The organism is Pseudomonas sp. Pseusp21 (assembly GCF_059492145.1).
The window spans coordinates 5,250,169-5,272,080 of sequence record NZ_CP168520.1; the positions used below are offsets into that span (position 1 = coordinate 5,250,169).

Annotated in this window: 22 protein-coding genes, 1 tRNA gene and 1 pseudogene; 16 read left to right on the top strand and 8 right to left on the bottom strand. The window is 54.3% G+C overall.

Going from position 1 to position 21,912, the window contains the following annotated elements; genetic code table 11:
- Positions 1–389: 389 nt before the first annotated feature.
- From rpoE to ACEN93_RS23865, 4 genes are all read left to right on the top strand, one after another.
- Positions 390–971, top strand: coding sequence for an RNA polymerase sigma factor RpoE/AlgU (rpoE, locus tag ACEN93_RS23850; RefSeq protein WP_003172477.1), 582 nt, complete (start codon positions 390–392; stop codon positions 969–971).
- A gap of 31 nt (positions 972–1,002) precedes the next feature.
- Positions 1,003–1,590 carry a sigma-E factor negative regulatory protein gene (locus ACEN93_RS23855; protein ID WP_039772679.1) on the top strand — a complete coding sequence of 196 codons (588 nt, stop codon included), beginning with the start codon at positions 1,003–1,005 and terminating at the stop codon, positions 1,588–1,590.
- Positions 1,591–1,598: 8 nt separating this feature from the next.
- On the top strand, positions 1,599–2,561 hold the full coding sequence (locus tag ACEN93_RS23860; protein ID WP_495610581.1) for a MucB/RseB C-terminal domain-containing protein: 963 nt from the start codon (positions 1,599–1,601) through the stop codon (positions 2,559–2,561).
- Between the two features lie 284 nt (positions 2,562–2,845).
- A complete protein-coding gene (locus ACEN93_RS23865) occupies positions 2,846–4,216 on the top strand; it encodes a DegQ family serine endoprotease (RefSeq protein WP_235375926.1) in 1,371 nt (456 codons plus the stop codon).
- A 78-nt stretch (positions 4,217–4,294) separates the two neighbouring features.
- On the opposite strand, the gene ACEN93_RS23870 is transcribed toward ACEN93_RS23865, so the two are convergent.
- Positions 4,295–5,728, bottom strand: a complete 1,434-nt coding sequence (locus ACEN93_RS23870; protein ID WP_323150930.1) for a M48 family metalloprotease — start codon at positions 5,726–5,728, stop codon at positions 4,295–4,297.
- Between the two features lie 97 nt (positions 5,729–5,825).
- On the opposite strand from ACEN93_RS23870, the gene ACEN93_RS23875 reads away from it, so the two are divergent.
- Positions 5,826–6,065, top strand: a complete 240-nt coding sequence (locus ACEN93_RS23875) for a sulfurtransferase TusA family protein (RefSeq protein WP_007958011.1) — start codon at positions 5,826–5,828, stop codon at positions 6,063–6,065.
- Positions 6,066–6,097: 32 nt separating this feature from the next.
- Entirely contained in the window at positions 6,098–7,168 is a 1,071-nt protein-coding gene (locus tag ACEN93_RS23880) for an AI-2E family transporter (RefSeq protein WP_039772670.1), read from the top strand.
- Between the two features lie 34 nt (positions 7,169–7,202).
- Here ACEN93_RS23880 and ACEN93_RS23885 read toward each other — a convergent pair whose 3' ends face one another.
- Both ACEN93_RS23885 and ACEN93_RS23890 read right to left on the bottom strand, forming a co-directional pair.
- On the bottom strand, positions 7,203–7,676 hold the full coding sequence (locus tag ACEN93_RS23885; RefSeq protein WP_039772668.1) for a peroxiredoxin: 474 nt from the start codon (positions 7,674–7,676) through the stop codon (positions 7,203–7,205).
- 10 nt (positions 7,677–7,686) lie between these two features.
- Entirely contained in the window at positions 7,687–8,247 is a 561-nt protein-coding gene (locus tag ACEN93_RS23890) for a glycine cleavage system transcriptional repressor (protein ID WP_007958014.1), read from the bottom strand.
- A 313-nt stretch (positions 8,248–8,560) separates the two neighbouring features.
- On the opposite strand from ACEN93_RS23890, the gene dapA reads away from it, so the two are divergent.
- From dapA to ACEN93_RS23915, 5 genes are all read left to right on the top strand, one after another.
- Positions 8,561–9,439, top strand: coding sequence for a 4-hydroxy-tetrahydrodipicolinate synthase (gene dapA / locus ACEN93_RS23895; protein ID WP_007958015.1), 879 nt, complete (start codon positions 8,561–8,563; stop codon positions 9,437–9,439).
- A gap of 17 nt (positions 9,440–9,456) precedes the next feature.
- Complete coding sequence (gene bamC, locus ACEN93_RS23900; RefSeq protein ID WP_011332910.1) at positions 9,457–10,572, top strand: NlpB/DapX family lipoprotein; 1,116 nt, start codon at positions 9,457–9,459, stop codon at positions 10,570–10,572.
- 4 nt (positions 10,573–10,576) lie between these two features.
- Positions 10,577–11,338, top strand: coding sequence for an MBL fold metallo-hydrolase (locus ACEN93_RS23905; protein ID WP_011332911.1), 762 nt, complete (start codon positions 10,577–10,579; stop codon positions 11,336–11,338).
- 28 nt (positions 11,339–11,366) lie between these two features.
- Positions 11,367–12,080 (top strand): phosphoribosylaminoimidazolesuccinocarboxamide synthase, encoded by a 714-nt coding sequence (purC, locus tag ACEN93_RS23910; RefSeq protein ID WP_085710248.1) that lies wholly within the window; start codon positions 11,367–11,369, stop codon positions 12,078–12,080.
- An 84-nt stretch (positions 12,081–12,164) separates the two neighbouring features.
- Positions 12,165–12,254: transfer RNA gene (locus ACEN93_RS23915), tRNA-Ser, on the top strand.
- 142 nt (positions 12,255–12,396) lie between these two features.
- Here ACEN93_RS23915 and ACEN93_RS23920 read toward each other — a convergent pair.
- Positions 12,397–12,831, bottom strand: a complete 435-nt coding sequence (locus ACEN93_RS23920) for a hypothetical protein (protein ID WP_495610582.1) — start codon at positions 12,829–12,831, stop codon at positions 12,397–12,399.
- Between the two features lie 656 nt (positions 12,832–13,487).
- On the opposite strand from ACEN93_RS23920, the gene ACEN93_RS23925 reads away from it, so the two are divergent.
- Complete coding sequence (locus ACEN93_RS23925) at positions 13,488–14,693, top strand: hypothetical protein (protein ID WP_495610583.1); 1,206 nt, start codon at positions 13,488–13,490, stop codon at positions 14,691–14,693.
- A 527-nt stretch (positions 14,694–15,220) separates the two neighbouring features.
- Here ACEN93_RS23925 and ACEN93_RS23930 read toward each other — a convergent pair.
- Positions 15,221–15,388: pseudogene (locus ACEN93_RS23930) on the bottom strand (recombinase family protein); the annotation flags it as partial.
- Positions 15,389–15,878: 490 nt separating this feature from the next.
- Between ACEN93_RS23930 and ACEN93_RS23935 the strand changes: the two are divergent.
- On the top strand, positions 15,879–16,691 hold the full coding sequence (locus ACEN93_RS23935; protein WP_495610584.1) for a hypothetical protein: 813 nt from the start codon (positions 15,879–15,881) through the stop codon (positions 16,689–16,691).
- 49 nt (positions 16,692–16,740) lie between these two features.
- Positions 16,741–17,418 (top strand): hypothetical protein, encoded by a 678-nt coding sequence (locus ACEN93_RS23940; protein WP_495610585.1) that lies wholly within the window; start codon positions 16,741–16,743, stop codon positions 17,416–17,418.
- A 349-nt stretch (positions 17,419–17,767) separates the two neighbouring features.
- On the opposite strand, the gene ACEN93_RS23945 is transcribed toward ACEN93_RS23940, so the two are convergent.
- A complete protein-coding gene (locus ACEN93_RS23945) occupies positions 17,768–18,394 on the bottom strand; it encodes a recombinase family protein (protein ID WP_495610586.1) in 627 nt (208 codons plus the stop codon).
- A gap of 306 nt (positions 18,395–18,700) precedes the next feature.
- Between ACEN93_RS23945 and ACEN93_RS23950 the strand changes: the two genes are divergently transcribed.
- Both ACEN93_RS23950 and ACEN93_RS23955 read left to right on the top strand, forming a co-directional pair.
- Positions 18,701–19,393: a hypothetical protein gene (locus tag ACEN93_RS23950; protein WP_495610587.1), complete on the top strand. Its 693-nt coding sequence runs from the start codon at positions 18,701–18,703 to the stop codon at positions 19,391–19,393.
- A 225-nt stretch (positions 19,394–19,618) separates the two neighbouring features.
- The gene (locus tag ACEN93_RS23955; protein WP_495610588.1) at positions 19,619–20,338 is read left to right on the top strand and encodes a hypothetical protein; all 720 of its coding nucleotides are present in this window, start codon (positions 19,619–19,621) and stop codon (positions 20,336–20,338) included.
- Between the two features lie 22 nt (positions 20,339–20,360).
- On the opposite strand, the gene ACEN93_RS23960 is transcribed toward ACEN93_RS23955, so the two are convergent.
- Positions 20,361–20,612, bottom strand: coding sequence for a tyrosine-type recombinase/integrase (locus ACEN93_RS23960; RefSeq protein ID WP_495611566.1), 252 nt, complete (start codon positions 20,610–20,612; stop codon positions 20,361–20,363).
- An 18-nt stretch (positions 20,613–20,630) separates the two neighbouring features.
- Complete coding sequence (locus ACEN93_RS23965; protein WP_495610589.1) at positions 20,631–21,842, bottom strand: site-specific integrase; 1,212 nt, start codon at positions 21,840–21,842, stop codon at positions 20,631–20,633.
- Positions 21,843–21,912: the final 70 nt, after the last annotated feature.

Below are 21,912 nucleotides of genomic sequence, written 5' to 3' on the forward strand. Positions count from 1 at the left end.
GGGAAGTTTTTTTCATCGGTTTTAGGAAAAAGCGACTGTATCGCATATGAAACACGCTTTTTCAGCTCACGGTTGCACAATGTCGGCGCGGCACGTCTATAAATATTTGGAACTTTTGCCAAAGGCCCAAGATCAATAGACAGTTGCCCGAAACAAGGGACAGTGTCGGCTTCAATGCGGAACCTGCGGTTGGGTTCTTGCCGGCGAGCCGATGACAAGATTATTCGCGCAGCCGGTTCATCCCGCGCTGCGTTTTTCGTGCGTGCCAAATCAGAGCCCGCAGGAAACTTGCTTGGAGGGGGAGAACTTTTGCGAAAAGCCCGAGTCTATGTTTGCAAGTCCGGTCGTTTGGTCATGCAAGCCTCCTTCGAGTTTATCGAGGAGTGTTCATGCTAACCCAGGAAGAGGATCAGCAGCTGGTCGAACGCGTTCAGCGTGGCGACAAGCGAGCTTTCGATCTGCTGGTGCTGAAGTATCAGCACAAAATTCTCGGGTTGATCGTGCGTTTTGTGCACGACACCCATGAAGCCCAGGACGTCGCACAAGAAGCCTTTATCAAGGCGTATCGAGCGCTTGGAAATTTTCGCGGCGACAGTGCGTTTTATACGTGGCTGTACCGCATCGCCATCAACACGGCGAAGAACTATCTGGTTTCACGCGGCCGACGGCCGCCGGATAGCGATGTAAGTTCCGAGGACGCAGAGTTCTATGATGGCGATCACGGCCTGAAAGATCTCGAGTCTCCAGAGCGGGCATTGCTGCGGGATGAGATCGAAGGCACCGTCCATCGAACCATTCAGCAATTGCCAGAGGATTTGCGCACGGCGTTAACTTTGCGCGAATTCGATGGTCTGAGTTACGAGGACATCGCGAGCGTCATGCAATGTCCAGTTGGTACCGTGCGCTCCCGGATTTTCCGCGCCCGGGAGGCCATCGATAAAGCCCTGCAGCCGTTGCTGCAGGAAAACTAAAGACAGCGGCGACAGCCAAGAGAGGAACGCCATGAGTCGTGAAGCCCTGCAGGAATCGCTGTCCGCAGTGATGGATAACGAAGCGGACGAACTGGAACTGCGTCGAGTGCTCAATGCACTGGACGATGTTGAAACCCGTGAAACCTGGGCTCGTTACCAGATCGCTCGGGCAGCCATGCACAAGGATCTGTTGCTTCCACGTCTGGATCTCGCTGCGGCGGTTTCTGCTGCACTGGAAGATGAAGCCACTCCTGCCAAAGTGTCTCGTGGCCCATGGCGCAGCCTCGGTCGTCTGGCCGTAGCCGCTTCGGTGACTGTTGCCGTTCTCGCGGGTGTTCGCCTGTACAACCAGGACGAAATCGCCGGCGTCGAACTCGCTCAGCAATCCAATCAGCCAGTGTTGGCCACACCTCAGGTCAAAGGCCCGGCTGTATTGGCAGGCTATAGTGAGAGTTCGGAAGCTACTGGCCCAATGGCCAATGGTGTATTGCAAGGTCAGCCAGGCTGGCACGATCAGCGTCTGCCAGGTTACCTGCGTCAACACGCTCAACAGGCTGCCTTGAAAGGCACCGAGAGCGCGCTGCCTTATGCACGTGCAGCAAGCCTGGAAAACCGTTAAGGGGGATCATGCGCGCCATACCTCTACTTTCGCTTCTGCTCAGCGGCTGGTTCATTGTTCCAGCCCACGCCGACGAGGCTCAGGACTGGTTGACCCGCCTGGGCCAGGCCGAGCAGCAGCAAAGCTTTCACGGCACATTCGTTTACGAGCGTAACGGTAGCTTTTCTACCCACAACATCTGGCATCGCGTCCAGAATGGCCAGGTCCGCGAGCGTTTGCTTCAGCTCGACGGTTCGGCTCAGGAAGTCGTGCGCATTGATGGGCATACTCAATGCGTCATTGGCACCCTGATTGCGGGTCTGGGAGATTCTCCCAATTCTGCCGCTCGGCCTCTCGATCCTCAAAAGCTGAAGAACTGGTATGAGCTTGCCGTCATTGGCAAGTCGCGTGTGGCCGGGCGTGAAGCGGTGATCGTATCGCTGACGCCGCGTGATCAGCACCGCTACGGTTTCGAACTGCATCTGGACAGGGAAACGGGTCTGCCGCTCAAGTCGCTGCTGTTGAACGACAAGGGGCAGTTACTCGAGAGATTTCAGTTTACGCGACTGGATACCTCTGAAATTCCATCCGACAAAGATCTGCAAGCCAATTCCGATTGCAAGACAGTCACCCTCGACAGCGACAAGGCTTCTGCGGTCAAGACCGCTCAGGTATGGCGTTCCGACTGGTTGCCTCCTGGCTTCGAACTTACCAGCAGCTCCTCGCACAAGGATCCGGAAACCAAGACCCAGGTCAACAGCCTGATGTATGACGATGGTCTTGCACGATTTTCTGTCTTCCTGGAGCCGCTGAACGGCGCAACCGTCACCGATACCCGGACTCAGTTGGGCCCGACCGTTGCCGTATCCCGCCGTTTGACTACGCCTCAAGGCGAAATGATGGTGACGGTGGTTGGCGAGATTCCAATCGGAACCGCCGAACGGATTGCCCTGTCGATGCGCAATGATGGCGCTGCAACCAGCAAGCAGTGAGCTGATTCCAGCTATCTCCACTTCGTCGTCGAGACGTGAAATGTTTGCTGAGCATTTTCATTTGCAAAACACCCGAAAATTTTTTATAGGTCAGAGCCTCTCGGCTCTGGCCTTGTTTGTTGTTCCCGGAACAAAAATGCCGGCCTGTGGTTTCCGGTGTTCCTTGCTCCATATCGCTTAACCCTGCTCGTCGTAACGGGAGCTGTATGTCGATACCAAGCTTGAAGTCTTATCTCTCCATTTTCGCCACGGTGCTGGTGCTCGGTCAGGCTGTTCCTGCAGCCATGGCGGCTGAAGCGGTCAGCCCGGCCAGCCTGCCTGATTTCACCCAACTGGTCGAACAGGCCTCGCCTGCGGTGGTGAACATCAGTACCACGCAAAAGCTGCCGGATCGCAAAGTTAACCAGCAGATGCCTGACCTTGAAGGCTTGCCACCGATGCTGCGCGAGTTCTTCGAACGCGGCATGCCGCCACAGCAGCGTTCTCCGCGTGGTGATCGCCAGCGTGAGGCGCAATCGTTGGGTTCGGGCTTCATCATTTCGCCGGATGGCTACATTCTGACCAACAACCACGTGATCGCCGATGCCGACGAAATCCTCGTGCGTCTGGCAGATCGCAGTGAAATGAAGGCCAAGCTGATCGGCACCGACCCACGTTCCGACGTCGCGCTGCTGAAAATCGAAGGCAAGGATCTGCCAGTGCTGAAGCTTGGCAAATCCCAGGACCTGAAGGCCGGCCAGTGGGTCGTGGCAATCGGTTCGCCATTCGGCTTTGACCACACCGTGACCCAAGGCATCGTCAGTGCCGTCGGCCGCAGCCTGCCGAATGAAAACTACGTGCCTTTCATCCAGACCGACGTGCCGATCAACCCGGGTAACTCCGGTGGCCCGCTGTTCAACCTGAACGGTGAAGTGGTCGGGATCAACTCGCAGATCTACACCCGTTCCGGTGGCTTCATGGGTGTGTCGTTCGCCATTCCGATCGACGTGGCCATGGACGTTTCCAACCAGCTGAAAAGCGGTGGCAAGGTCAGTCGTGGCTGGTTGGGCGTCGTGATCCAGGAAGTGAACAAGGATCTGGCCGAGTCGTTCGGTCTGGACAAGCCGGCCGGTGCGCTGGTTGCACAGATTCAGGATGACGGCCCGGCCGCCAAGGGCGGCCTGCAAGTGGGTGACGTAATCCTGAGCATGAACGGTCAACCGATCGTCATGTCCGCCGACCTGCCACATCTGGTGGGTGCGTTGAAGGCTGGCGCCAAGGCCAATCTCGAAGTGATTCGTGACGGCAAGCGCAAGAATGTCGAGCTGACTGTCGGCGCCATTCCTGATGAAGACAAGGAACTGGATGCCCTGCCGAAATCCGGTGCCGAGACCAACAGCAATCGTCTGGGTGTTTCGGTTGCCGAACTGAGCGCCGAGCAGAAGAAAACCTACGACCTGAAGGGCGGTGTGGTGATCAAGGAAGTGCAGGACGGTCCTGCGGCGCTGATCGGTCTGCAACCGGGCGACATCATCACGCACCTGAACAACCAGGCCATTGGCTCTTCGAAGGAGTTCGCCGAGATCGCCAAGGCGCTGCCGAAAAACCGTTCGGTGTCGATGCGCGTTCTGCGTCAGGGTCGTGCCAGCTTCATCACCTTCAAACTGGCTGAATGATCCAGTTATCGAAGAAGTAAAAGAAACCGCCTCGAAAGAGGCGGTTTTTTTGTGTCCGGAATTTGTCTTGGCGCGGGTTTAACCCATCATGTCCTTGACCATGCGCTCCTGTTCCATCAGCTCGCGCTGGCGGGCATCGATACGCGACGACAGCGGGAAGTTGCTGCCGGCCTTGCGCTTGGCGAAGTCCAGTTGCTGGATGGCCTGGCGGTAATCGCCGACCAGCGCGAAATATTCGGCACGGGCCTGATGCAGACCAATGATGTTGCCGGACAGCCCGCGAGTTTCTGCGACCTGATACCACACGTCCGGATCGTCAGGACGCGATTTCAACAAACCTTCCAGCGCCTTCTCTGCATCGGCGGTGCGGTTCTGTTTCAGCAACAGATCGACGCGCACCTGATTCAGCGGGTAATTGCCAGGGTACTGACTGAGCATCCGGTCAACCCGGGACTGGGCATCGGCCAGCTTGTTGTTGGTGATGTCCAGATCGACCTGCGCCAGGTTGTAGATGATCTCGTTCGGCGATTTGGCCAGCAGTTGCTTGAGATTCTCTCGTGCCTCGTTCAGCTGACCGCCCTTGATCTGGGCGATCGCCAATCCGTAACGGGCCACATCGTTATTCGGATTATCGTCCAGTTGCGCGCGAAAGCGCTTGGCACCAAGGCCCGGCGTTTCTTCGTAGATCAACTGCACCCGCGCGCGGATCAGTTGATAGCGCTTGCTGTCTTCGATGCCGCCGGGTTTAGCCTGTTCGGCGCGGTTGCGGGTGTCGGCGATCCGCGATTCAGTGACCGGGTGAGTCAGCAGGAACTCCGGCGGTTTGGCGTCAAAACGGTATTGGCGCATCAAACGCTCGAACATGGTCGGCATCGAGCGCGGATCGTAGCCGGCCTTTTCCAGGTTGAGGATGCCGATGCGATCGGCCTCCTGCTCGTTCTGACGCGAGAAGCGCCGTTGCTCCTGGATGGCCGCCGCTTGGGTGCCGGCAATCGCCGCGATGCCAGCGTCGCCCGCGCCGGCAGCGGCGATCACGATGCCGGCCAGCAGCGCCGCCATCATCGGCACCTGCATCCGCTGCGAGGCCTCGACGCCACGAGCGAAGTGGCGTTGGGACAAGTGAGCCAGTTCGTGAGCCAGTACCGAGGCATATTCGCCCTCGGTCTGGGCATTGAGGAACAGGCCGCCGTTGACCCCGACAATCCCGCCCGGTGCCGCAAAGGCGTTGAGCTGCGGGCTGTTGATCAGGATGAATTCCAGGCGTCGGTCATTGACCTGGCTGGTTTCCACCAGCTTATAGACACTGGACTCGACGTAGTCCTTGAGTTGTGGATCGTTGAGCTGCGAAACCTGGCTGCGCAGCAATGCCAGCCAGGCGCGACCCAGTTGATATTCCTGTTGTGGTGAGACGATGGCAGAGCTGGCGTCACCGAGTGACGGCAGGTCGTCGGCGAAGCCCGGTGAGGCGAGCAGGCAAGCGAGCGTCAGCAGGGTAGGGCGCAGAAATGTCATGCACAAAGCCTTAGTCGACAAAGACCTTACTGTAGCCGGACACCGGGCTTGCGACCAGATATTCTAGGCAGCCTGACTACCTGATCCGGAGTGACGCATGACCGACGCTGTAGCCCATGACTGTGAACTGGACGCCAGTGGCCTGAATTGTCCGTTGCCGTTGCTCAAGGCCAAAATGGAGCTGAACAAGCTGCCCAGTGGCGCAGTACTCAAGGTGATTGCCACGGATGCTGGCTCGCAACGCGACTTTCGCACCTTTGCCAAATTGGCCGGTCATACGCTGCTGCGTGAAGAGGACGAGGCGGGTGTCTACCGTTACTGGCTGAAAAAAGCCTGAAACCGACCGCGTAAATGACCTAAGGAAAATTGATGTTCAAAGTGTTGCGCGACTGGATTCAGCGCTACTTCTCCGATGAAGAAGCCGTGGTGCTGGCGGTTTTGCTGTTTCTCGCCTTCACCGCGGTGCTGACGCTTGGCGGAATGCTTGCGCCGGTGCTGGCCGGGATGGTGCTGGCGTATCTGATGCAGGGGCTGGTGCTCACGCTCGAACGTCTGCGCGTGCCCGGTGGGGCGGCGGTCGGTCTGGTATTTGCGCTGTTCATGGGCGTGCTGATGGTGTTCATCGTCGTGGTGCTGCCGCTGCTCTGGCATCAGTTGATCACGCTGTTCAACGAATTGCCGGGGATGCTCGCCAAGTGGCAATCGCTGCTGTTGTTGCTGCCCGAGCGCTATCCGCATCTGGTCTCCGATGAGCAGGTGCTGCAAGCCATCGAAGCGGCGCGAGGCGAGATCGGCAAGTTCGGCCAGTGGGCGTTGACGTTCTCGTTGTCGAGCCTGCCGCTGCTGGTGAACATCATGATCTATTTGGTGCTGGTGCCGATCCTGGTGTTCTTCTTCCTCAAGGACCGCGCGATGATCGGCGAGTGGGTGCGCGGCTATTTGCCACGAGAGCGGGCGCTGATCACTCGAGTCGCCGAGGAAATGAACCGGCAGATCGCCAACTACATTCGCGGCAAGGTCATCGAGATCGTGATCTGTGGCGGCGTGACCTATATCGCTTTCGTCGCACTGGGCCTCAACTACGCGGCGCTGCTGGCTCTGTTGGTCGGCGTGTCGGTGGTGGTGCCGTATGTCGGGGCCGTGGTGGTGACCGTGCCGGTGCTGCTGATTGCGCTGTTCCAGTGGGGCTGGAGCGATCAGTTCATCTATTTGATGGCGGTTTACGGGATCATTCAGACGCTGGACGGCAACGTGCTGGTGCCGTTGCTGTTTTCCGAGGCGGTCAACCTGCACCCGGTGGCAATCATCTGCGCGGTGCTGTTGTTCGGCGGGTTGTGGGGATTCTGGGGCGTGTTCTTCGCGATTCCGCTGGCGACGTTGTTCAAGGCTGTGCTGGATGCCTGGCCGCGCAAGGAGCCAGTTGTAGCTCCGCTGCTTTGAAAATGAAGCGGCGCCCGCAAGGGCGCCGACAGCATCAGGCCTTGTTCAGCGCCTGAGCAGCAGCCAGTACTGCATCCACGTGTCCTGGCACTTTCACGCCGCGCCATTCCTGACGCAGTACGCCGTTCTTGTCGATCAGGAAGGTGCTGCGATCAACACCCAGGTATTCCTTGCCGTAGAGTTTTTTCAGCTTGATCACGTCGAACAGCTGGCAGACGGCTTCGTCCTTGTCGCTGATCAGCTCGAACGGAAACTCCTGCTTGCACTTGAAGTTCTCGTGGGATTTCAGGCTGTCGCGGGAAATGCCGAAGATTTCCGTGTTAGCAGCCTTGAATGCTGCGTATTGATCACGAAAGCCCTGGCCTTCGGTGGTGCAGCCCGGGGTGCTGTCCTTCGGATAGAAGTAGATCACCACTTGCTTGCCCTTGAGGGCCGACAGGCTGACGGTCTGCCCGCTGGTGGCAGGTGCTTCGAAATCCGGAACCGGTTGGTCGATGACAACGGCCATGAAAGCTTCCTTACATTGGGTTCTGTGGGCGCCAAGGTTCGATCAGTGCATCCAGGTTCATGGCGTCGGCGAAATCCAGGAACTGGTCACGCAGCCAACTGATCTGGGTGCCGGCGGGCAGGGTCACGGTGAACGTGGCGTTGAGCATGGTGCCGCCGGTCTGCGGTGCCTGATAGGTATCGCAGGTCAGGTTTTCCAGCTCGACGTTGTGATCCATGAAGAACTGGCACAGCTCGTTGATGATGTCCGGACGGTACGCCGAAGACACGTAAGCCACGTACGGCAGGGCCTGCGGGCGGTTTTCCAGGGCGGCGCTGCGCACCACGTTGACGGTGAACGCATGACGCTTGGCCAGCACCGGCAGGCTGCCTTCCAGGCGGGCCAGGGCGTCCCAGCTGCCGGAGACTTCGAGCACGAGCGCGCTGCACTCGCCGTGGCGGGTCAGGCGCGAAGTGACGACCGCACAGCGGTTTTCATGGCTGGCGCGGCACAGGACGTTGGTCAGCTCCATGGGATTGGCGCCGAGGGCACTGATGACAAGGAATTGTTCGCGAACTGTGGGGGTGGACATGCAGCATTCCTAAAGCGATGAGCGGTCGGTAGCGAGAGGGCGTTGATTGCCGGGGCAATGACTGTCCGGAAGGCCCGATTCGTGTGGCGTTACGGCTCCATCAACAAGCAAGCGTACGGCAACGACACTGGAACGGGGCCCGGGAGGCCGAAACGGGAGACTGGAACCCGGCGTACAAGCTGATCAGTACCGATCAAAGTCTGAAGGGTAGCGAAAAGCGGCGCCAAGGGGAATGGCGGCACAGTACTTCGCTTGTGCAAGCATCTTGGCGCCAGTACCATTACCGCTCTCTTTTTCCGGCAGGAGCGGTTTCATGATTGCGGGCAGTATGGTGGCACTGGTCACACCCATGGATGCACAAGGGCGTCTTGACTGGGACAGCCTCAGCAAACTCGTGGACTTCCATCTCAAGAACGGCACCCATGCCATTGTCGCGGTCGGCACCACCGGCGAGTCGGCAACCCTTGATGTAGAAGAACACATCGCCGTCATCAAAGCCGTGGTCAAACAGGTTGCCGGTCGTATTCCGGTGATCGCCGGTACTGGCGCCAACTCGACCCGCGAAGCGGTCGAGCTGACCCGCAACGCTAAAGAAGCCGGCGCCGATGCCTGCCTGCTGGTCGTCCCGTACTACAACAAGCCGACTCAGGAAGGCCTGTACCAGCACTTCAAGCACATCGCCGAAGCGGTCGACATCCCACAGATTCTCTACAACGTTCCTGGCCGCACCTCCTGCGACATGCAGGCCGAGACCGTGATCCGCCTGTCCACCGTGCCGAACATCATCGGCATCAAGGAAGCGACCGGCGACCTGAAGCGTGCCAAGGCAATCATCGACGGCGTGAGCAAGGACTTCATCGTGCTGTCCGGCGATGATCCGACCGCAGTCGAGCTGATCCTGCTGGGCGGCAAGGGCAACATCTCCGTCACCGCCAACGTCGCCCCGCGCGAAATGGCCGACCTGTGCGAGGCAGCGCTCAAGGGCGACGCCGAGACCGCACGGGCCATCAACGAAAAACTGATGCCGCTGCACAAGGACCTGTTCATCGAAGCCAACCCGATTCCGGTGAAGTGGGCTTTGGTCGAAATGGGCCTGATGCACCAAGGCATCCGCCTGCCGCTGACCTGGCTGAGCGCTCCTTGTCATGAAACGCTGCGCTCGGCCCTGCGCCAGTGCAACGTCCTGGTTTAATTGAGGAAGTACAACGCATGAAGCGAATGGCCGGACTTTCCGCACTTGCCTTGATTATCTCCAGCACCAGTGGCTGCGGATGGATCTGGGGCCCGGAAGGTTATTTCCGTGACCGTGGTAGCGATTACCTGGAAGCGCAACAGACTGCACCGATGCAACTGCCACCGGACGTCAGCACCTCCAAGCGTCTGGATCCGCTGCTGCCGATCCCGCGCAACGTGGCCGACGACACCGCCAAGGGTGAGTACATCGTTCCGCGCCCTCAACCACTGTCGACCGTGGCCGACGCCAGCGACTACTCACTGCAGAAAAGCGGTGATTCGCGTTGGGTCATGGCCCAGCATCCACCGGCCGAAGTCTGGCCAGTGGCGGTGCAGTACTTCCAGGACAACGGTTTCCGTCTGGATGAACAGCGCCCGCAAACCGGCGAATTCACCACCACCTGGCAGCATTCCGACGAACTGTCCGCCGCCATGGCCAAGCGCCTGAGCGCCGCCGGCGTCAGCACCGACAGCGAAACCCGCGTGCGGGTGCGCATCGAACCGGGCGTGCAGCGCAACACCAGTGAAGTCTATGTGGTCAGCGCCGAGCGTCCTGCCGGCAGCACCGCCAATGTCGATTTCACCAACCGTTCGGTCAACACCGGCCTCGACGCTGCGCTGGTCGACGACATGCTCGCGAGCATGAGCCGAACCTCCGAGAAGGGTGGTTCGGTGTCGATGCTGGCTTCGCGTGATTTCGATACCCCGAGCCGTGTCAGCCTGAGCGAAGACGGCAGCGGCAACCCGGTACTCAACGTCGGTACGGACCTGGATCGTGCCTGGTCGAGCGTCGGTCGTGCGCTGGAACAGGGCGAGTGGCGCGTTGAAGACATCAACCGTAGCCTCGGTCTCTACTACATCAACTTGTCCGAAAAGGCCGAGAAGAAAGACGAGAAGCCTGGTTTCTTCAGCAGCCTGTTCGGCAGCGCGCCGACCAAGGAAGAAGTTGAAGCCCGCGCCGAGCGTTATCAGGTTCGCCTGAGCAAGGTCGGCGAGAACGTTCAGGTGACCGTCGAGAAAAACATCAACACCGTTGCGCCGGCCGATGTGGCCCGCAAAGTGTTGAGCGTGATTCAGGACAACCTGGGCTGATCCAATGCGTTTTGCCGTTCTCGGCAGCGGTAGCCAAGGGAACGGCACGCTGATCGCCAGTGCTGATACGTATGTGCTGGTGGATTGTGGTTTTTCCCTGCGGGAAACCGAAAAACGCCTGTTGCGCCTGGGTGTGAACCCGGCGCAACTGAGCGCGATACTCGTAACCCACGAACATGCCGACCACGTGCATGGCGTGGGTTTGCTGTCTCGGCGCTACAATCTGCCTGTCTACCTCAGTCGCGGCACACTGCGCGGGATGCGCAAACCGATTGAACCTGCCGGTTTCGTGACCGGTGGCGAGCAGTTGCAGATCGGTGCTCTGAACATCGGGGTCATTGCCGTGGCCCATGATGCACAGGAACCGACCCAGTACGTATTCAGCGATCAAGAGCAGCGGCGCTTCGGCCTGCTGACCGACCTGGGTTCATACTGTGAGCGGGTGCTGGACGGCTATCGGGACCTCGATGCGTTGATGATCGAGTCCAACCATTGTCGCGACATGCTGGCCCGTGGTCATTACCCGTACTTTCTCAAGCAGCGGGTGGGCGGCGAGCTGGGACATTTGAACAACCATCAGGCGGCATTCCTGGTGGCCGAGTTGGGCTGGCAAGGCTTGCAACACCTGGTCCTGGCCCATCTGAGCAGCAAGAACAACCTGCCGCAGCTGGCCCGGCAATGTTTTGTCGACACCCTCGGGTGCGACCCGGACTGGCTGCAACTGGCCGATCAAGATTCAGGGCTCGACTGGCGCCACATCGCCTAGCCCATCTACTTAGCAAGCGGAGCCCATCATGGAAAAACGTGAAGAACTCTACCGCGGCAAAGCCAAATCGGTTTACAAGACCGACGACGCTGACCGCTTGATCCTGCTGTTTCGCAACGACACTTCGGCGTTCGACGGCAAGCGCATCGAGCAGCTCGACCGCAAAGGCATGGTGAACAACAAGTTCAACGCCTTCATCATGCAGAAACTCGAAGCGGCCGGAATTCCGACCCAATTCGACAAACTGCTGGCCGACAACGAAGTGCTGGTGAAAAAACTCGACATGATCCCGGTCGAGTGCGTCGTGCGTAACTACGCCGCCGGCAGCCTGGTCAAGCGTCTGGGCGTCGAGGAGGGCATGAAGCTCAACCCGTACACCTTCGAACTGTTCCTGAAGGACGACGCCAAGGGCGACCCGTTCATCAACGAATCCCACGTCGTTGCCTTCGGTTGGGGCACCGCCGAGCAACTGGTGCGCATGAAAGAACTGTCGCTCAAGGTCAACGAAGTCCTGAGCAAACTGTTCGACGACGCAGGTCTGCTGCTGGTGGACTTCAAGCTGGAATTCGGCGTGTTCAGCGACGGCTCCATCGTCCTGGGCGACGAATTCAGCCCGGACGGCTGCCGTCTGTGGGACAAGGACACCAAGAAGAAGATGGACAAGGACCGCTTCCGTCAGGGCCTCGGTGACGTCATCGAAGCCTACGAAGAAGTCGCCAACCGTCTGGGCGTACCGCTTTAATCGACGCAAGCATCTGATAGCACGGAAAAAATTTCGTCTGGGGGTTTCCCATTCAGCGAAAGTGTTGTTATGATGCGCGCCGTTGGAGAGATGCCAGAGTGGCCGAATGGGACGGATTCGAAATCCGTTGTACCTTCACCGGTACCTAGGGTTCGAATCCCTATCTCTCCGCCATATTCAGAAAACCCCTGTAATTCAATGAGTTACGGGGGTTTTTCTTTTTGGGTTGTACTACTCGGTTTTACTACTCAAATCTCTATAGCTGCACGCAAAATTCTTCCATGCAACATCATCCCAATTGAATAAAAATGAGGTTTCAAGCTCCTCCGGTTAGCTCGCCTACCAATGCCGCGTGGCAATTGGAAAATAGCTCTGCAACCTGCTTCAACGTACCGATGATTCCTTTGGCCTGTGTGTCGTCGTGTGAGAAGGTTTCGACCACGTTGTCATGCTGATCAAGCATCAGTAGCGTCTTGGTCGGCTTTTGGTGCTGTCTCATTCTTGAAAGCAGGGCATCGTAATCGTCCTCCCGGATGACGGACTTCTGTTTGTCTTTTTCCTTGTCCTTTGTAACTGGGTAGCGGAAGAACGTACTTGATGAGTCCGTTGCCTCGATTTCACTGATCCATTGCCCTAGCTCGGTGGGTAAGCTCCAATCTGTGTTTGTGTGGGTAGCTAGGTACTCGGCGTGGTCTTCAAAAAGCGAGCAGACGTGTTGATAAAGCAGTTGAAGGCCGTGGACGTTATGCAAGGGCTTCCACTTCTCCCCCGACAAGGATTTGAGGTTCGCCGCTTGCTGGTATGGCGCCGTACGGGATTTTGAGTTTCCTGTGAAAAATGATGATCGCTGACTTCAGGAAAAGCTCTATAGCGTGCCGGTAGAGAAAGCTCACTGGCAGATGAGCATTCAAGGTTGGGGTACTCTCTCTGGAGTCTTCAAGAGCGTCAGCAGCGTCCCTGAACTAGTCTGCGACTGCACCAAACCCTGAGTCGAAATGCCTATCTAGCGGCAGCATCATGTAAAGCATTACTGGCCTCCTATGGAGATGGCGTGTAAGCGAAAGTTCTATCCCCCAGTTCTTTGCTGCCCTGAAGGCTCCATGACGCATGATGAGGCGGTCTTGGGGAGCTGTGTGGTAAACAGAGTCGTGTTCCTGAGAGTGTGACAGGATCGGTGCGAGACGCACGATGTGTATTCGAAGGGGGGAGCTCTGCCCAGAAGTTGGCGGCAATCTCTGTAAAGGCCGGCTGATCAAGCAAGGTTGCTGTTAGACCCCTGTATAGGTGGGTCATTCTTCTCAACGCCTGATCGTTCTGCAAAGATGGCGTTCTGCTTAGCGGTACTTCGCCGAGACATCCGAAAAGCCAAGACGGACTAACGCCTTTTCATAAAATCAGGAGCTAACCTTGGACGAAGAGCATCAGAACTACTTCCTAAAGCTCGAAGCGATTCCGCCTAAGTTGCTGGCTAAAATCCTAATCGAAAAGCGTCAGCCAAAAGGCTTTTCGGGCTGGATTCTAAAAAACGAAATTAGACCAATAAGCATCTACTGTTATCTATATGCCAAGTATGGTCCACCTAATGGCTTCATGAATTTTTTGAGGAATGATTCCTCCGACAACTTGGTACATTGGGAATGGACTTTGATGAATGATGACGGCATGGTCATGTTTCAAGGTCATAACTACCGTACCGAGGTTCAATTTTTAGGAAACTTTAACCGGCCAGAGATTACCAAAGCTAATCTGGTATCGCAAATCAAGGCAGACCTTGGTGCTTATGGCAAAAAAATGACGGCCATTCGCATGCAGCTTGAAAAGTGGACTGAGTTTGTTAATCCTTACCACAGCATAGAATCAACGATTGAGACTCAGTTCAACAAGCTGAGAGAGCTTAACTTATCACCAGCAGTAGATAGAGTGCATACCCCAACTTCCGCAGATGAGCTGAAAACTTATCAAGAAAGATTCTCGAAAATGGCTGAAAGATACACCTTCGGCACCGGACTTGCGTTCGGCTTGAGATGCATGCTTCCCGTACAGGCAGAAACCTTCATCAATCTCTTAATCTTCGCACTAGCCAAAAGCGAGATAAGGGAAGACGATATCAAGTACAGAGATTTTGTCTCAGACACCATATCTAATAGACTGCAACTTCTGCACATTAACTGCATGGGGTTTGAGCGGCCCGTTGATCATTCGCACGTCTCTTGTAGGAACTTCTATCAGCTCATGAGTGACAGAAACGATTTGCTGCACGGAAACTTTAACGTAAATAAGCTAAAAATCGGTGACGTGTACTTTAATGGTAGCGTGCCAGTGAAGTATGAGTATGGCGATCTATGGCAGGACACTCTTGGTGTTAGAATCGAAAGTGTTAAGCTTGACCATATAGAGGCTAACTACTCTATCGTTCGCGAGTTTATCTCCTATTTATTGTCACTGCTCTCGCAGAGGGTTAAAGGTCAGATTGAACTCATCATGAGCGTTCGTGATCTTGGGTATAGCGAAAAGATGAGTAGAATGGGGGTGCTTTTCTCTTCAAGAGCTATAGAGGGTTTTATGTTCTTTGAGAGTGAATTCATGACCTCAGGGTCTCCATCGGGCGAATGACCTTTTACGGCATAAAACTCCGCCGCCGCCCGGAGAGACTTTGCATTGTTAGGGCTGCTTCAAATTCAGCTGGCAAAAATAATGTGATGGGGCGTGGCGTTTGGAAAGTGGGGTTATCGCCTGAGCTACTTAACGCAAACACGGCCACCCTGTTTTAAAGGATGGGAAAAGCAGAAATAAGTGATGGACACCCTACGCACGACTTACCTTCTGTGGCTGGCTTTGACGCTGTTTGCGGTGTGTGAGCAGGTGGTGTTGGGCACACGGTGCAGTGACGTATCAACGTATCTTGTCGGGGCTGTATGACGCTCTGTGGCAGCGTGAGGGCATGAAAATGCCCGCTCATTGGCGGGCTACCTCTTAGCTGTCAAAGGAGAATGCTCGTTGCATTCAGCGTAGGTGTTCGCACTCCGGTATGCATGACGGTGTAAGCTGAAACCCTTACAGGCTTTGGCCTGTGGAGGTATTACTCTTCAATCTTCATTCCGGTATACAGCTATCTTGAGGGGGGCGAATCTTTCAGGGCGTTAGGATTTATTCCAGTGCCGCTTGACTGTGGCAATACCAATCCCCAGTTCAGCGACTACTTGTGCCTGTGTCATGTCCTTAGCCTTCAGGCGTTGCACCGATGCTGTCGTGTCGGTTGCTTCTGGGCGTCCTAGCTTCTTGCCTTCAGCCTTGGCACGGGGCAGACCCGGAAGGGAGCAGCCGCAGCGGGAACATCGTGTGCCGGGGTGTGGCTGGTGGGGTTGCCACTTATCTCTAAGCCATTAATTTTACAAGGATTTTTTGTAAAAAAACTCGAAGTGTGACAGCGTTTAGCAACTAAGTGGTGCATTACTCAGTATGATTTGAGTTAACGCAATTGCAGTCACCAAGCCCTGTTCGTTAATCGCTTTTCGTCTCTACTGGTAGGCACGCCTCCTTGCTACGTGGTCACGTCTTTTTGCTGGCTGTGTTGGGTTTTCTGCTACGGCACGCTATAGTGGCTATGTGCCTAGGTGGGCTCGTTGGCATCGCTATGCGGGAAAGGAGTTCATGCAAGCTACTGCGTTTATGGATGAACAATCAGCAATCCGTTTTCTATAAACTCCGTTATCTTGTCTTAAAGTCTTCCTCGTAAAGGTTGGTTGGTTGCCGAATTTCTATTGGTAGCTGATTTTTATTTATTGAGGTGGAGATTGTATGCAGGGTAATATCGTGGTTCCGCTAGAGTTGATAGTTGATTCTGGGGAAAGTAAGTTTCGCGGTCTTGATCTTTACTACGGGGCCGACGCAATTGGTGGTCTTGCAGAGGCCGTTGCGTTAACGACTCATGCTATTGTTAATGATAATTTTGTAAAGCAAACGCCTTCTGTTAAAGGGTTCAGCCTGAACTTTAAAAATTCTTTCGTGGGGTCGTTCAGACAGAAGATTGAGTTAGAGTTTAATGGTGATGAGTCTATCAGGGTTATCAAGTATATCGGTATGGATGCATACCTCGAGTTACTTAGGCTTCATCTGCGGATTCCGATTGGTGGTAGCACCAAGCTTGAGCTTCGAAAGGCGAATCAGTGGTACAGACAAATGAAGTATTCGGATGAGTTGCTAGAGCGTTTAAAAAGGCCGCTGGAAAGAATTCATCATCCGGTAACAGGACAGGGTTATAAAATCACTCTGAATAAAGCAAGAACTCCGCTTTTGTCTTTTGATAAGAATACCGGAAACTATCTTTTTGCGGAAACAAAGAGCCCCAATAAGAAAACCATTGAAGTTGCGGTTAGTCGGTTCAATGCAAGAAGAGGAACTGGAAGGTTTATTGAGGAGGAGGACTCGGAATCAATAAGCTTTTCTCCGAAGAGTATTAAGCTGATGCCGAGGGCACAAAAAAATGCGTTGGCGGATAGTTTGAAGCGATTGGCCAATGATGACTTTTATAAAGTGAAAGCGGTTGTTACTGAGGTGCTTGCATTTGATGGTCGTGTAAAACACTACATTCTTCACTCAGTCGATGCGTAAGTATAGTCCTGTTGTTCTGGCTGTCACCTTTCTATCTATAGTTTGGGGTGTGTACTATTACGCGTTTGGTGGAGAGCTTTCGAATGAGCAGGGGGTTTGGGGGACTTTTGGTGATTACACCGGAGGTATCCTGAATCCGCTGTTGAATTTTATTACTATTTATCTTTTGATAAAGAGTTTTAGCTCTCAGGAAAAGGCTCTAGAGCAAGCGATAAGTCAAGCTGAGCAAGCAAAGTCGGATTTGGCCGAAGCGCGCTATAATGAAAGGCTTAGAGCGTTTGAGGGGTCTCTGTTTAATTTTTCTGAAATGGCCTTGGCTGAATATCGGAGCTTGAAACTTAAAGTGGGACCCGGGAAGGATGAGTTCATCGAAGCTGGTGAGGCGGTAGGGTTTATCCAGCGGGCAATTACGCAGAAAGAACGGTCTTTTGTGGAGGCGTGTGAGCTAATAAATGAACTGGATGAGCGGACTCATGGTTCTCTTTATTCTGTCATTAAAGCTTTTTGTGCTCTATTCAAGATTGTCAAAGATTTGTGTCCGGAGGAGGAGCATTCTAGGTACGTGGATATGATTACAATAATGCTACCGGTTAAGGTTCATCATTTGCTTGGGATGGCTGAAGCATACTCCGAATGGGCTATTTTGCGTTATCCTCGTGAGCTTGGTTTTTTTGAAAAAGAGTCAATAAAAAACATGACCGCTCAGTTTCGCTCTGTACTGAATTGATCCTGACTTCTGTTTTCAACGACGATTCCCACTAGATGCAGACGGCGCTTTGGACGATTGATCACAATGCAATTGCGATGTCCGCGAAGAATATGGTGTTCAAGATGGTTTTAGTGAAGAATTCTGTAATCCGAACGCCACACTCCAGCAACATCCCAGCCCTGCCGAAATTTTCGGTGAGCTTAGATAATCGTTTGGTTCGTCACTGAGAAATATAATCTAGTGTTTTTGCCTGAGGTGCTTAGCCAAGTGCGTGAGTGTCAAACGAAAATCGCTGGTTTTTGAAAATAACCTTCTTTTCCTGCTCTAAAGCTGCTGATAAATACAACAGCTATAGGTTGTATATTATTCATGCCACCTTCGTTTCTTTCCTGATCCTGTACACCGTGGTAACACCGCAGTCAGCCAATTTGGCTATTTGATCAGCGGACATGGTTGGATGTTTCTGCATCAGCGTTTGAACCTCTGCCCATTTGGCGGCATTCCTTCCCTTACCTGCTGGCTTCCAATCAGGGTCAGCAGCTTTCTTGTTTTCCAAACCCTGCTTGATGCGCTCCACGCGCTTCTCTTGATCCAGTCGGGCCATGGTTGCCATGAGGTCGATCAGCATGTTGTTGATCACGTCCATGATTTGACCGGTGATTCCCTTTGCCTCAACGAGCATGTGGCTTGTAGGCAGATCAGCTACAACCAACCGAAGTCCCTTGGCTTTGATGGTGGCCTTGAGAGTGTCCCAATCACCTTGTGAGAGGCGACTGAGGCGGTCTACAGACTCAACCAATAGCACGTCTCCATTCTTGGCAGTATCGAGCAAGGCAAGCAGCTCAGGACGATTGAGCTTGGTTCCGCTGATGTTCTCTGCATACACGCCAACGATGTTCAAACCCTTCTCGATGGAGAACTGCTCCAAGGCCACTTTTGCACGGTTGGCGTCTTGGTCTTTGGTCGATGCTCGGAGATAGAGGTTGGCGTTCACTGCTGGCTATCCTTTAGTCTTGAATTTGATAGATAAATGATAATTGAATCATATATCTATCAGTAATAGATATTTGATAGCTGTTGGTGAGCGGCAATCGGACTATCAGTAAGGTCTACTTCTCTGATAGTAAGTGAGGCTAGCATCCTGCCGAGATGGGGTGGGTTTCTAGAAAATCCCGATACTTGGCTTGAAAATCAGAAAATCGCCCCAACCTGAATTTTTTGGGCGTCGAAGAAGAGTAACAGTCTCAGCAGCATCGTTACTAAGAGTTGGCCCCGTCCCCCCCCCCCCTATATATGAGGTATGAGCGTGGCCGTACATCTAGACGAAGCTGAAAAACAAATCCTTGGTGCATTGATAGCGGATTTTTCCGACCGCAAACTGACTGCCGATCAATTGACCGACGGATATGAAGGTCCTCAAGTATCTGATCTCAACGCGGCAGTCTGTTCGGGTGGAGATATCACACAAGTTGACTTTGATATCGCTTTTTCGGACCTTGAGAAAAAGAAAATGATCAACACAGGACCATATGCGATTTATGAGAACGATCCAAACAGTAGCGTGATGATTTTCGGGGGTTACAGCAAGAGAGAGTATGCGGGTTTGACTCAACTGGGGTACAAGACTGCTAGGCAATCACCTAATCGACCAAGCCGAGTTCCTCGCATTGTGAATAACGTGAACATTTCTGGCGGCCATTTTTCTAACTTGCAGCTTGCCGCTGGCAACAGTGTCACTCAAAAGATGGACTCCACATTAGGCGTGCATAGTGACATCTTAACAACATTAGTTTCGATACTTGAAAAGCAAGGGCAAGTGGTTTCAATAGATCAACGAAAAGATTTAGCATCAGCTTTAGAAGAAGCGAGCGAGGGTAACGGAAAGCAGGCCAAGAGCATGCTTGAAAAAGTCTGCGGGCCAGCATGGGAATCCGTACAGCCTGTGATGTGGCCAATTGTTGGCGAGCTCGTTAAGAAAAGCCTCGGTCTATAGATGCCTGCCCGAGTATCTCCTCAACCAAAGAATGCCGGCGGTTATAGCCGCCGCGTTTAACTCTTGCTTAGGTGAGGTTTCTGTCTCCGGGGGGGGGCACGTGGGATATGGGTACTCGTGACGCTCAAATTGTAGCGTTCCCCGGATGTGCTGCTCTGGTTGGCTTTCAGACGAACGACTCAGTTAACATCCGCGACATTGGGCAGGTACAGGTACAGGTGAGAGATGCAGACGGACAACGCAAAGCAGGGCTCTGGATTGAAGAAAATTGCAGGGTGGACGGTCGCAACTATCGCAGCTGTGCCTGTGACAAAGATGGTCGAGAGCTACTTCGACGTTTCGTTTTTTACCTCAATGTTCGCGGCGGTGGGAGCATGGCTAAACCAGACGATACCGATATATCTGTGGTTGTTTTGGGTTGCGGGGATCGGTTCAACACTGGCGATCGTGTTCGGGGTATGGGCGCTCTCTGAAAAACGTCTCGCGGTGGGCGTTGCAAAGGCCGAAGAGGAAAAGGCATATGCGAAGGCGAGGGAGGCTATCGGGAAGCTAAACACCGTAGATGCCACGCTGAACGCGACTATGAAGGAGCTGAAAGTCACACGTAAGAAACTGGAAGCTACTGAATCGGAGCGAGCTGAAGCCATCGCTAAAATCGCTGAGCTACAGACTCCCAAGGAGCAAGTTCTAACTGAGCATCAACGTGTCGTCCTTGCTGCCGTCGCGTATTACGACAACTCCAACGAGGAGTGCGATGTGATAGGTCTCAGCCAAAGGATCAAATTCACTGTGGTTCAGACTGAAGGTGCCGTTGATGTGCTGGTGAAACGTAAGCTCGTTAATGAGTACTACGCCAGCTACGGCGGTAGGATCGTTTCCTTGTCTCCAGACGGTCGGGCATATGTACTTCACCCGGATTTCGATATGTCCTTCTTGCCTTTGTGATGAGGTCCGTTGACAGGCGTTTTCAGGCTGCCAGAGAAGGGAGCTTGGAGATTGCTGCCAGCTTCTGTGCCGTGCTCGCACCTTGTGAGTAAACATCGAAGGTCACGATCCCAGCTTCATGACCTACCAGTTCAGCGATTAGCGTACCTTGTACTTCAGCCCTGACTAGCTGAGTGATGACCGTTTTACGGATCGAATGGAATACGTGTTGGGCGCCGTAACCTTGAGCTTCCTTGAGCCTGTCAAACGCTTTAGAGAGCACGTCAGACCGTATGCCGTACTTATTTTTGCTTTAGGAGGGGATGAGGAAGCCGTCTTTCGAATCCTCTTTCAAACGCTCGACAATGCTCGACAGGGCAGGGTGTACAGATACGACACGGATGCCCGCTGCTGTCTTCGAATCAACAATGTCGAAGCTGGCGATTCCATCTGGCTCAATCAGGTGCTCAACCCTCAACTGGCAAAGCTCTTCAATGCGGGCGCCTGTGTACGCACCCAAGAGGATCAAGTCGGCCAGTTTCGTGTGGTTGGCAGCTAAGGCAGCAGCATGAAGCTTTGCAATTTCTTTCGGCTGGAAGTCCTTTCGCTGACGGTCTGCACGTTCCTTACCACGGGTCTGCGGTAGTACATGGTTTTCAAACGGGTTGGCGTTGTCCTTGAAGTCGTCTCGCCAACGAATGTCATGCTTCATCGCCCACTTCCAGAATACGTTGCCTGCCAGTAGGTATTGGGTGAGGGTCTTGCTCGCCAGCTTGAGGGAGTCGAGCCACGCTGACACGGCGTCGAAGTCGAGTGGCTTACCTTCTTTAGCTAGATACGCGGAAAGCTTCTCCAGCTTCGATTGCTGCTGATCTACTGTCTTGGTGGCGACATTCCGCGTTTCACGATACTGGCGGAACGTAGCGATACGCTGCTTGGTGATCGGTGACTTTACTTTGCAGGCGGAGGGATCAGCTAGGATGGCTTGCATCTCTTCGGCTTCTGGCTCCGAGAAGTCGTTAGCGTGAGCAATCAACCCGCCCCACATTTCGAGCACCATTTTGTGGGTGAAGTTATGGGCAGCAAGCTCGCCTCCCAGTCCCTGCTTGGCATATACAGCGTCCGCTTCTGCCCGACGTCGTCGCCCGCTTTCTGTATCGCTGAAGACGAATTGCCGAAACTCTTCTAGGTCTGCTGGATCAATGGCGAGAGGTGTAGGTTTCAGTTCACCTAATGCTGTATCTATCTTTAGCTGGCGGATGATCTGGCTAAAATCTTTAGAGTCATCGGCGACTCGTTCCTTCCAAGCGTCTCCACGGTTGGTGCGTTTGTCCCGTGCTGCTTGAATCTGGGCTTTCCAGTTGGCGAGGATCGGAAGGCGTGCATCCATTGCTTCTTTGCGAAGTCCGGTCTTCAACGACTGTATCAGCACCTTGCAGCCAATGGCTTTCTGTACATCCACAGGCACGGCCAGTCGCACGTACCATGTGGGTTCACCTTTCTTCTGAATCAGGTTGTCTGCCATTGGAGCGCGTGTGAAAGTGATTGGAGCGAATTGTACTACTGTGCACGGTTAAAACCCCGTAATGCTAGTC